Annotated in this window: 6 protein-coding genes; 1 reads left to right on the top strand and 5 read right to left on the bottom strand. The window is 70.0% G+C overall.

Features of this window, described 5'->3' with window-relative positions; genetic code table 11:
• Window positions 1–39 precede the first annotated feature (39 nt).
• Window positions 40–2,199, bottom strand: coding sequence for a 1,4-alpha-glucan branching protein GlgB (gene glgB, locus ACGFJ2_RS14745; RefSeq protein ID WP_393468535.1), 2,160 nt, complete (start codon window positions 2,197–2,199; stop codon window positions 40–42).
• A 127-nt stretch (window positions 2,200–2,326) separates the two neighbouring features.
• Window positions 2,327–5,413 carry a BTAD domain-containing putative transcriptional regulator gene (locus ACGFJ2_RS14740; protein ID WP_393468190.1) on the bottom strand — a complete coding sequence of 1,029 codons (3,087 nt, stop codon included), beginning with the start codon at window positions 5,411–5,413 and terminating at the stop codon, window positions 2,327–2,329.
• 82 nt (window positions 5,414–5,495) lie between these two features.
• On the opposite strand from ACGFJ2_RS14740, the gene ACGFJ2_RS14735 reads away from it, so the two are divergent.
• Window positions 5,496–6,335 (top strand): NAD(P)-dependent oxidoreductase, encoded by an 840-nt coding sequence (locus ACGFJ2_RS14735; RefSeq protein WP_393468188.1) that lies wholly within the window; start codon window positions 5,496–5,498, stop codon window positions 6,333–6,335.
• Between the two features lie 7 nt (window positions 6,336–6,342).
• On the opposite strand, the gene ACGFJ2_RS14730 is transcribed toward ACGFJ2_RS14735, so the two are convergent.
• The 3 genes from ACGFJ2_RS14730 to ACGFJ2_RS14720 all read right to left on the bottom strand — a co-directional run bounded on the left by ACGFJ2_RS14730 (window position 6,343) and on the right by ACGFJ2_RS14720 (window position 11,623).
• Complete coding sequence (locus tag ACGFJ2_RS14730; RefSeq protein WP_357950022.1) at window positions 6,343–7,707, bottom strand: aminoglycoside phosphotransferase; 1,365 nt, start codon at window positions 7,705–7,707, stop codon at window positions 6,343–6,345.
• 3 nt (window positions 7,708–7,710) lie between these two features.
• Window positions 7,711–9,411 (bottom strand): maltose alpha-D-glucosyltransferase, encoded by a 1,701-nt coding sequence (gene treS / locus ACGFJ2_RS14725; protein ID WP_357950024.1) that lies wholly within the window; start codon window positions 9,409–9,411, stop codon window positions 7,711–7,713.
• Window positions 9,412–9,481: 70 nt separating this feature from the next.
• On the bottom strand, window positions 9,482–11,623 hold the full coding sequence (locus tag ACGFJ2_RS14720; protein WP_393468185.1) for an alpha-1,4-glucan--maltose-1-phosphate maltosyltransferase: 2,142 nt from the start codon (window positions 11,621–11,623) through the stop codon (window positions 9,482–9,484).
• Window positions 11,624–11,709: the final 86 nt, after the last annotated feature.

The following is an 11,709-nucleotide window of genomic DNA, read 5'->3' as shown; positions in this document are numbered from 1 at the left end:
CGGCGCGCACAGGGGTGGAGGGGCCCTCTCAGCGAACTCTCACTCACTTCCCAGCGCGTCGTGACGCAGCCACACGGCGCCCAGCGGCGGAACCCGCAGCGTGGCGGAGTGCGGCAGGCCATGCCAGGGCTCCTCGACGGCTTGGACCTCGCCCATGTTGCCGACCCCGCTGCCCCAGTAGTCGTAGGCGTCGGTGTTGACGATCTCCGTCCACTGCCCGCCGTACGGCAGGCCGAGCCGGTAGTTCTCGTACGGCCCGCCGCTGAAGTTGGCCACGCACGCCACCGCCGATCCGTCGGCCGCGTAGCGGACGAACGAGAAGGTGTTACCCCGCGCGTCGTCGGCGTCGATCCAGCGGAAGCCCTCGGGCGTCGCGTCCTGCTCCCACAGGGCCGGGGTCTCGCGGTAGAGCCGGTTGAGATCGCGCACCAGCCGTTGTACGCCCGCGTGCCCGTCGAACTCCAGCACCCACCAGTCGAGCCCGCGCTCCTCCGACCACTCCGAGCCCTGGCCGAACTCGCCGCCCATGAACAGCAGCTGCTTGCCCGGGTGCGCCCACATGAACGCGAGCAGGGCCCTGAGCTGGGCGAAGCGCTGCCATTCGTCGCCCGGCATCTTGCCCAGCAGCGAGCCCTTGCCGTGCACGACCTCGTCGTGGGACAGCGGCAGCACGAAGTTCTCGGAGTAGGCGTACATGAGCGAAAAAGTCATCTGATGGTGGTGGTACTGCCGAAATATCGGCTCATGTCGTAGATAGCTGAGCGTGTCGTGCATCCAGCCCATGTTCCACTTGAAGCCGAACCCGAGCCCGCCCAGGTGCACGGGCCGCGACACGCCCGGCCACGCCGTCGACTCCTCCGCCACGGTCGTGATGCCCGGAGCCTCCCGGTAGCAGACGGAGTTCATCTCCTTGAGGAACTCCACCGCGTCGAGGTTCTCCCGGCCGCCGTAGATGTTCGGCGTCCACTCACCCTCGCGCCGCGAGTAGTCGAGATAGAGCATCGAGGCGACCGCGTCGACCCGCAGCCCGTCGATGTGGAACTCCTTCATCCAGTAGAGCGCGTTGGCGACCAGGAAGTTGCGCACCTCCCGGCGGCCGAAGTCGAAGACGTAGGTCCCCCAGTCGGGATGCTCGCCACGGGCCGGGTCGGCGTGCTCGTACAGCGGCGTGCCGTCGAAGCGCGCCAGCGCCCAGTCGTCCATCGGGAAGTGCGCGGGCACCCAGTCCAGCAGCACCCCGATCCCGGCCTGGTGCATCCGGTCCACCACGTGCCTGAACTCATCGGGCGTCCCGAACCGGGCCGTCGGCGCGTAGTAGGACGTCACCTGGTAGCCCCACGACCCGCCGAACGGGTGCTCGGCCACCGGCAGTAGCTCCACATGCGTGAAGCCCATGTCCTGGACGTAGTCGACGAGCTGCTCGGCCAGCTCCAGATAGGACAGACCGGGCCGCCACGACCCCAGGTGCACCTCGTAGACGCTCGCCGGACCCCGCTGCGCGTTCTTCTCGGCGCGCTCGGTCATCCACGAGTCGTCTTCCCAGGTGTAGGCGGACTGCTCGACCACGGAGGCGGTCTGCGGCGGCACCTCGGTCCGCCTGGCCATCGGGTCGGCCTTGTCCCGCCACACGCCGTCGGCGCCGAGAATGTGGAACTTGTACCGCTCGCCCCGCCCGATCTCGGGAATGAACAGCTCCCACACGCCGGAACGGCCCAGCGAGCGCATCGGGTACGCGGTGCCGTCCCAGTGGTTGAAGTCGCCGACGACCCGGACGCCGCGCGCGTTCGGCGCCCAGACGGCGAACGCGGTGCCGTCGACGTCCTCGTGCCGCATCACGCGCGCGCCGAGCACCTCCCACAGCCGCTCGTGGCGGCCCTCGCCGATGAGGTGCAGGTCCACCTCGCCCAGCGTGGGCCAGTGGCGGTAGGGATCACGGGCCTGGTACGGCTCGGAGCCCGCGTACTGGACGCTGAAGGAGTAGGAGGGCACCTTGTCGAGCCCCTTGACCGTGGTCTCGAAGACCCCGTGGGCTTGGTGCTTGAGATCGTGGGCCGTCCCGTCGTCCAGCACTACGCGGACCCGTTCGGCCAGCGGGCGCAGCGTACGGAAGGTGACACCGCCCTCGACGGGATGTGCTCCCAGCACGGAATGCGGATCGTGGTGTGCTCCGCCCGCGAGTCGGTCGAGCTCTGTCCTCATCGGCATGCTCCCACCCTGCCCTACGTCAGACCTACAACCCAGGCACTGCCCGCATTCACGCAGACAATCACCGAAAGTGCGAAATCTTGGGTTTATCGCGAGCCAGCGGCGGGGGTAAATGCCCGCTTTAAGAAGGGTTCTGGATGGTCTGCGGGGGCGCAAGCGCCGTCCGTACCGAGGCCGCGATCCGGTCGACATCGCCGCGTTCCGCCTCGGGCAGCGGGGCGCCCACCGACACCCTGAGCGCATCCGCCGTGGTCAGGAGCCCGGCCGCCTCCTCGTGCCGGCCGTCGAGCGCGTGGGCGCCCGCCAGGCCCTCCAGGGCGAGCGCTATCGCGCGCGGATCGCCCACCCGCCGTGCCACCGCCAGCCCTTCGCGCTGCCACTCCAGCGCGGCCACCGCGTCCCCGCGCTGCTCGGCGACGAACCCCAGCTCGGCCAGGATCAGCGCCGCCCCCGGCTCGCCGGCCACCTCACGCACCCAGCGCAACCAGCGGCGCAGCAGCCGTTCCGCCTCATCGAGCCGCCCCTGCCGCCGGGCGACCAGGGCCAGCCCGACCTCGGCGAACTCCTCCAGCGGCACATCCGACCGGGCGACGGCCAGCCGCCGGGCCCGCTCGTGCAGCTCCCGCGCCGCGTCGAGGTCTCCGGTCAGCAGCGCCACCCGGCCCAGCCTGGACAGCGCGCCGGACACCTCGCTCTGCAGCCCAAGCTCCTCGGCGCCGCGCAGCCCGTCGCGCCGCAGGTCGGCGGCCCGCACGTAGTCGCCGGTGATCTCGGCCAGCGTGCCGAGGTTCTCGGCGGCCCGCATCTCACCCCACCGGTCGCCCACCTCCCGGAACAGCTCCAGCCCCCGCTCCCCGTCCTGCCGCAGCGCCGCCAGATCGCCGCGCAGCAGCGCCCGCCTGGCCCGCAGGCTCAGCGCCGCCGCCGTGCCCCACCGGTCGTCCAGGGCGAGGAAGGACTCCAGCGCGCCGTCCAGCAACGCGTCGGTGACCACCGGGTCGTCATAGCCGTACAGCGTGAAGGCCAGGAACCACCGCGCCCTGGCCCGGCGCACCGGATCCGTGATCGCGGCCGGCAGTTGCTCCACACCGGGGGCCCGCCCCTGCCCGGACAGCATCCGCAGCCCGGCCAGCCAGACACGGGCCTGCGCGTCGTCGGCGACGGCCAGCACCGCCTCCAGGGTCCGCTGTCCCTCGCCGAGCCTGCCGCGCAGCACCCAGTACCAGGCCAGCGCGTTCACCAGCCGGACCGCCACGTCCGTTGCGCCGAGCCGGAGCGAGGTCTCGATCGCGGCGCGCAGGTTGGCCGCGTCGGCGTCGAGCAGTGCGAGCCAGTGTCGCTGCTCGGGTCCGCGCAGGCCCGGCTCGGCGCGTTCGGCGAGGTCGGCGTGGTGGTGAGCGTGCCGCAGCCGGACCGCCTCCGTCTCACCCGCTTCGGACAGCCGTTCCAGGCAGTACGCGGCCACCGACTCCAGCAGCCGGTACCTGCCGCCGGGGGTCCGTACCACCAGCGACCTGTCCACCAGCCTGGCCAGCAGGTCGAGCACGTCCAGGCCCGGTTCGGCGCAGATCGCCTCGGCGGCTTCGAGCGTGCAGCCGTCGGCGTGCACGGCCAGGCGCCGCAGCACGACCCGCTCGGCGTCGGTCAGCAGCTCCCAGCTCCAGTCGATCATCGCCCGCAGCGTCCGCTGCCGCGCGGGCGCACCTCGATGCCCCGTGGCGAGCACCCGGAACCGGTCGTCGAGTCGGGCGGCGAGTCGGCGCGGAGTGAGCGCCCGCAGCCGGGTGGCGGCCAGCTCCAGCGCCAGCGGGATCCCGTCGAGCCGCGCGCAGATCTCCGCCACGCCGTCGTCGTCCGGCCCGATGCCCGCCCTGGCGGCGAGCAGCCGTGCGGCGGCCTCCGGCCCGAGTGGCGGCACGCTCCACAGGACCTCGCCGGGGACACGCAGCGACTCCTGGCTGGTCGCCAGGACGCGCAGCTCGGGCGCGGCCCGCAGCAGCCGCTCGGCCAGCTCGGCGACCTGGTCGACCACGTGCTCGCAGTTGTCGAGGACGAGCAGGGTCGCGCTGGTACGGAGCGCGGCGGCGAGCCGGTCGACCACGGATCCGGGCGCATCATCCCTGACCCCCAGCACCGTCGCCACCACCTCGGCCACCACGCCCTCGGTGGGGGAGGTGGCCGAGGCCAGCTCGACCAGCCACACCCCGCCGGGGAACGGCCGGCCGGGCTCGGCCGCCGCCTCCAGGGCGAGCCGGGTCTTACCGACCCCGCCCGGCCCGGTCAGCGTGACGAGCCGCCCGGCCCGCAGCAGCGACCGCACCTCGGCCACCTCCGCGTCCCGGCCGATCAGCTCGGTGAGCGGGGCGGGCAGGTTCGTCGCGGGCGGCCCGGCGAGCGATCCGGCCGGACCGGAGCCCTGCGGCGCTCCAAGAGGCGCGGGCGGATGGGAGTGCGTCGGGTCCATGGGCAGTGCGGGTGGGTCGAGGATCGGGTCCTGGCGGAGGATCGCGGCGTGCAGTGCCGTCAGTTCGGGTGCCGGGTCGATGCCCAGCTCCTCAGCCAGCAGCCCGCGCAGCTGCGCGTAACCGGCCAGCGCCTCGCTCTGCCGCCCCGCCCGGTACAGCGCCCGCAGGTGCGCGGCCCGCAGCCGCTCCCGCAGCGGGTGCGCGGTCACCAGCTCGGCCAGCTCGGCCGCCAGCGCCCCGTGGTCGCCCAGCTCCAGCCGCGTCTCGGCCAGTTCCTCCAGCGCGACCAGCCGCTGCTCCTCCAGCCGGTCGACGGCCGCTCTGGCGAAGTCGCCGAACTCGGCGTAGGGAGCCCCCCGCCACAGGCCGAGCGCCTCGGTCAGCAGCGCCTGCCGTACCCGCGCGTCGTCGCTCCGCCCGGCACGGGCGAGCAGGGACTCGAACAGGCCCGCGTCCACCTCCTCCGCGTCCACCGCGAGCAGGTACCCCGGCGGCCGGAAGGCCACCAGTGAGCGGTCACCGAGCGCCCGGCGCAGTTGGGAGACCTTGACCCGGAGTGCGGCGGGCGCGTCGGCGGGCGGGCGGTCGCCCCACAGGTCCTCGATGAGCCGGTCGGTGGAGACCGGCCGCCCCCGGTGCGCCAGCAGGTCGGCGAGCAGCGCGCGGACCTTGGCCTCGGGCACCTGGACCGGCTGCCCGTCCGGCGTCCACACCGAGAGGGGGCCCAGCACCCCGAATCTCATCAGCCCCCCATAACAAACTCCGAACCCGACCATAACCCCCGGCCAGCAATGTGGAAGCCGTCAACGGAAAGGACTGCTCAGCATGCGTATCTCTATCCTCGGCCTGGGCCTCATGGGCCAGGCCCTGGCCCGGACCCTCGTCGGGGCCGGTCATAGCGTCACCGTGTGGAACCGTACAGAAGGCAAGGCTGACGGCCTGGGCGCCACCGCCGTGGCGACCGCGGCGGAGGCGGTCGCGGCCAGCCCGCTGGTGATCGTCTGCGTGCTCGACTACGCGGCCGTACGGGAGCTCCTCGGCTCGGTACGGCTGGACGACCGGGTCCTGCTGAACCTCACCAACGGCAGGCCGGCGGAGGCCCGCGACATGGCGGAGTGGGTGGCCGAGCGCGGCGGCGACTATCTGGACGGCGGCATCATGGCCGTGCCCCAGATGATCGGCACGCCCGGCGCGCTGATCCTCTACAGCGGCTCGCCCACCGCCTTCGAGCGTTACGAGGAGGCGTTGGGCGCGCTGGCCAGGCCCCGCTACCTGGGGGCGGACGCGGGGCTCGCACCGCTGTACGACCTGGCCATGCTCACCGGCATGTACGGCCAGATCGCCGGGTTCCTGGAGGCGGCGGCGCTGATCGCCTCGGAGAAGCGGCCGGTGGCGGAGTTCACCACGGAGCTGCTGGTGCCATGGCTGAACGCGATGGCCGGGCAGCAGCCCCGGATGGCGGCGGACATCGAGGCGGGCGCCTACGTGACCGACGTCTCCAACCTGGAGATCAACCAGGTGGGCATGGTCAACCTGATCCGCGCCTTCGAGGAGCAGGGGGTGAAGCCGGACCTGCTGCTGCCCATGAGGGAGGTCCTCGACCGGCGGGTGGCGGCCGGCAACGGCGCCCACGGCCTGTCGAGCCTGATCGAAGAGCTCCGTTAGCGACAGGTCAGCGGCGGAAGGCGGCCAGCGGGATGCGGATCCATGAGGGCCGGTTGCGGGCCTCGTAGACCACCTCGTACACCGCCTTCGACAGCTCGAACGCGCGCAGCAGGGCCGCGTCCGCCGAGGTGATCACGCCGCCGCCCTCGGTGTAGCCCTCCAGGAAGGCGGCCCTGTTGCGGTCGGCCCACTCGGCGGCCCGCTCCTCCAGGGATTCGGGCTGTGAGTGGTCGGCCAGCAGGTGCCTGGCCGCGTAGTCGAACGAGCGGAGCATCCCGGCCACGTCGCGCAGCGGGGACGACAGGGCCCGGCGTTCGGCCAGGGGCTGGCCCGGCTCGCCCTCGAAGTCGAGCACCACCCAGCCGGTCGCGATGCGCATCACCTGGCCCAGGTGGTAGTCGCCGTGCACCCGTTGCACGGGCACCTCGACGGTCAGGTCCTCCACCGCGTGGTAGGCGGCCTCCAGCGCGTCGACGTGCTCGCGCAGCTCCGGCACCTCGCCCACGGCCCGGCCCAGCCGCCGCCGGAAGCCCTCGGCCATCCGCTTGACCTCGTGCACCTCGATCAGGTCGGTGGGGAAGGCGGTGGCCAGCTCGTGATGGACGTGGGCGGTGGCCACGCCGAGCCGGTGCGCCTCGGCGGCGAAGTCACCTCCGACCTCGCCCGCCGAGAGCTCGGGCATCGAGCCGTACAGGTCCCGCACGCTGGCCAGGGCCAGGTCCCAGCCGTCGTTGGCGGTGGAGAGGTATTCCTGCATGATGGCCAGCGTCGTGGCGGTGCCGTCGAGGTCGGTCTCGATCCAGCCGTACGGCTTGGCGATGTGCGCGGACTCCAGGGCGTCCAGCGCGGTGACGATCTCCAGCTCCGGGTTCACACCGGGAATCAGGCGGCGGAAGAACTTGCAGATGTAGGCGTCCCCGTACACCAGGGAGGTGTTGGACTGCTCGGCGCCGAGCACCAGGCTGCGCGGTGAGGTGTCGATGGTGACGCCGGGCAGGTGGCGGAAGCGGACGGTGTCCCAGCCGCAGCCCTCGGCCATGCACTCCAGGACCCAGTGGGTCAGGGCTTGGTCGTGGACGGCGTCGTAGACGTACCACTCGGGATGGTCGGGGCCGTTTTCGAAGGCGTAGGGGCCGTGCGTGCCGATCAGCGCGTGTTTCAGCCGGTCGGGCAGCTCGGTCCGCATTCCGAGCAGGATCTGGTAGCGCTCTCTCGACGCTCCCTGCCAGACGGACACGATCAGGTGGCGGAGGCCGGGGTCGTCGGCGTCGATCACGACGTCCGACTCGATCGACAGGGAGTCGATCGCGCGCCCCTTGCCGCCGAACCATCGTTGGCGACTGATCCATGCGGCAAGGAGCTCGTCAAGCACGTCTTACTCCTCCTGGGTGAAGGCCGGTGGGAGTGTGAACCAATAGAACCCATGCCCGGGAAGCGTCAAAAGATACGGAAGTTCGCCAATTGCCGGGAATGGAACTCCACCCATCGTCTCAACGGGCGAGACGCCGACGAATCTACGCAGGTCAAGCTCGACCGGCTGGGGGAAGCGCGAGAGGTTGTTCACGCACAACATCCGGTCGTCGCCCAGCTCGCGGACGAACGCCAGCACGCTCGGGTTGGAGGAGTTGAGCTCGGTGAACTCACCCAGGCCGAACACCGGGTGCCGCTTGCGGATCTCGATCATGCGCTTGGTCCAGTGGAGCAGCGATCCGCCGCTCTTCTGCTGCGCCTCGACGTTGAGCCCCTGGTAGCCGTAGATCGGGTCCATGATGACCGGCAGGTAGAGCCGTCCCGGGTCGCAGTCGGAGAACCCGGCGTTGCGGTCGGGGTCCCACTGCATGGGCGTGCGTACGCCGTCGCGGTCGCCGAGCCAGATGTTGTCGCCCATGCCGATCTCGTCGCCGTAGTAGAGCACCGGCGAGCCGGGCAGCGACAGGAGCAGCGCGGTGAACAGCTCGATCTGGTTGCGGTCGTTCTCCAGCAGGGGCGCCAGGCGCCGCCGGATGCCGACGTTGGCCCGCATGCGCGGGTCCTTGGCGTACTCGGTGTACATGTAGTCGCGTTCCTCGTCCGTGACCATCTCGAGCGTCAGCTCATCGTGGTTGCGGAGGAAGATCCCCCACTGGCAATGTTCCGGAATCTTCGGGGTTTGGGCCAAGATTTCGGAAATGGGGTAGCGCGACTCCCTGCGTACGGCCATGAAGATGCGCGGCATCAGCGGGAAGTGGAACGCCATATGGCACTCGTCGCCCCCGCCCACCGGGTCGCCGAAGTACTCGACCACGTCGGAGGGCCACTGGTTGGCCTCGGCGAGCAGCACCCGGTCGTTGTAGAGCCGGTCGACCTCCTTGCGGATCCGCTTGAGGTAGTCGTGCGTGCGCGGCAGGTTCTCGCAGTTGGTGCCCTCCTCCTCGAAGAGGTACGGCACGGCGTCGAGGCGGAACCCGTCGATGCCCAGGTCGAGCCAGAAGCGCAGCACCTCCAGCATCGCGTCCTGCACGGCCGGGTTCTCGTAGTTGAGGTCCGGCTGGTGGTGGAAGAAGCGATGCCAGTAGTACTGGCCGCGGACCTGGTCATAGGTCCAGTTGGACGTCTCGGTGTCGATGAAGATGATCCGGGCGTCGGGATAGGCGCTGTCGTTGTCCGACCAGACGTAGAAGTCGCCGAACGGCCCCTCCGGGTCGTGGCGCGCGGCCTGGAACCAGGGGTGGGCGTCGCTCGTGTGGTTCATCACCAGGTCGGCGATGACCCGCATGCCGCGTTTGTGGGCCTCATCGACGAGCTTCACGAAGTCTCCGAGATCGCCGAACTCCGGCAGGATCTTCATGAAGTCGGCGATGTCGTAGCCGCCGTCGCGCAGCGGTGACTCGTACAGCGGCAACAGCCACAGGCAGTCCACGCCGAGCCACTGGAGATAGTCGAGCTTGCTGATCAGGCCCTTGATGTCACCGGTGCCGTCGCCGTTGGAATCGGCGAAGCCCCTGATCAGAACCTCGTAGAAGACCGCGCGCTTGTACCAGTAGGGGTCGCGCGGCTTCTCCTCGTCGAAGGGGTTGGGAATGGGTGTGGAGCTCATGAGCACTCCCTTGGGCTCATGAAGGAGGCGCTTTCACACACGTTGAAGACTCCCCGCTGAATTCTGTGTTCTACCGTGGCGCGGCTCGTACGGTGAAGATGTGGGCTGGCTGGATGTGGGGGTCGAGGCGAACGTAGTTGTTCTGCCGCCAACGGTACGACTCGCCCGACAGTTCGTCGTCGACGACGAACTCGGCATTCCAGTCGAGACCGAGGGCCGGCATGTCCAGCTCGACCGCCGCCTCGTGGGTGTGGTGTGGGTCGAGATTGACAACCGCCAGGACGACATCGCCCAGCCCGTGCCGTCGTGTGGCGGGGTCATAGGCGCCCGGCAGGCGCTTGGAGAAGCACACCATGTCCGGTTGGTCAACCCGGTGGAACCGTAGATTACGCAACTCCTGCAGCGCTGGATGTGCTCTTCGGAACAAATTCAGGTGGGTGATGAACGGCGCCAGGCTCCACCCTGCCCGCTCTGCCTCCGCCCAGTCCCGCGGTTTGTACTGATATTTCTCACTATCTAGATATTCCTCACTACCCGGGCGGACAGGGACATTTTCCCCAAGCTCGTACCCGGAATAGACGCCCCAGGTGGGTGAGGCGAGCGCGGCGAGCACGGCACGGATCCGGAAAGCAGGGTTTCCGCCGTGTTGCAGGTATTCGTGAAGAATATCCGGTGTGTTAACGAACACATTGGGCCGCAGGAAGTACGACGTCTCCCGGGCGAGCTCGGCGAGGTAGGTCTCCACGTCGTGCTTGGAGTTCTTCCACGTGAAGTACGTGTAGGACTGGTGGAAGCCCACCTTGGCCAGCGTCTGCAGCATCGCCGGCCGGGTGAACGCCTCGGCCAGGAAGATCACGTCCGGGTCGGTCGCGTGGATGTCGGCCAGCAGCCGCTCCCAGAACCCCACCGGCTTGGTGTGCGGGTTGTCCACCCGGAAGATCCGTACGCCGTGGTCCATCCAGTGCCGCAGGACCCGTCTCACCTCGGTGTAGATGCCCTCGGGGTCCTTGTCGAAGTTGATCGGGTAGATGTCCTGGTACTTCTTCGGCGGGTTCTCGGCGTAGGCGATCGTGCCGTCGGCCCTGATCGTGAACCACTCCGGGTGCTCCTTGACCCACGGATGGTCGGGGGAGCACTGCAGCGCGAAGTCGAGCGCGACCTCCATGCCCAGCTCGCGGGTGCGGTTGACGAACTCGGCGAAGTCCTCGATCGTCCCCAGATCGGGATGGAGCGCGTCGTGGCCGCCGTCGTCGGAGCCGATCGCCCAGGGCGATCCCGGCTCGTCGGGCTCGGGGCTCAGGGTGTTGTTGCGCCCCTTGCGGAACGTGAGGCCGATGGGATGGATCGGCGGCAGGTAGACGACGTCGAAGCCCATCTTGGCGATCGCGGGCAGACGCTTGGCCGCAGTCTGGAAATTTCCGGACTTGGAGACGCCGGACTCGTTGATGACCGCGCCCTCTGACCTGGGGAAGAACTCGTACCAGGAGCCGTACAGCGCCCGGCGCCGGTCCACCCTGATCGTCCGCGGCCGGGCCCTGGTCACCAGGGCGCGCAGCGGGTGCGCCTCCAGCAGCGCCGCCGTCTCCGGCAGTTGCGCGATGGACAGCCGGGCCCGGGGGTCCAGCTGCTCGTCGCGGAGCGTGGCGGCGACGGCCAGCAGCGCGGCGCGGTGGCCGCACGTGCTGTCGCCGTTGCCGTTGACCTTGGTGGATGGCTTGGTGGATGGCTTGGTGGATGGCTTGGTGTCGGTGGCCCGGCCGGTCCTGGTGTGGGCCGCGGGATGCCCGTTCCCGTTGCCGGGGGCGGGACAGTCCGCCTGCCGTACGGCCTTGGCGGCGCGCTCGAACAGCCGGGCGCCCTCCTCGCACATGAGGTCGCTGTCCATGCCCCGCGGGATCTTGATCTCCGCGTCGTGCAGCCAGGTAGCGATGGGGTCGCTCCACGCCTCCACCCTGAACAGCCAGTCACCCTCGGCCGGCAGGCACACGTCCAGGCCCCACCTGTCGGTGCCCGGCGCGAGCTCGCGCATCGGTCTCAGGCGGCCTCGCTGCCCATCGGGCGCGGTGAGCACAACGCCCGCGGCCACGGCGTCGTGGCCCTCTCTGAACACGGTCGCCGAGACCTGAAAGGTCTCGCCGGCGACCGCCTTGGCGGGCCACTGCCCGCAGTCGACGACGGGGGAGATGTCCGTGATGGGAATTCGTCCGATCATCGCATTTCAAGGTTGCGACGGCACGCTCGGTACCGCCGGAGGCTTCCGTGGTAGGAACGATCCTTGCATGTAAATTGTGGGCAGCA

Source organism: Nonomuraea sp. NPDC049028 (genome assembly GCF_043197735.1).
In the GTDB taxonomy this organism is placed as follows: domain Bacteria; phylum Actinomycetota; class Actinomycetes; order Streptosporangiales; family Streptosporangiaceae; genus Nonomuraea.
This window is presented reverse-complemented; position numbering and strand designations above follow the sequence as displayed.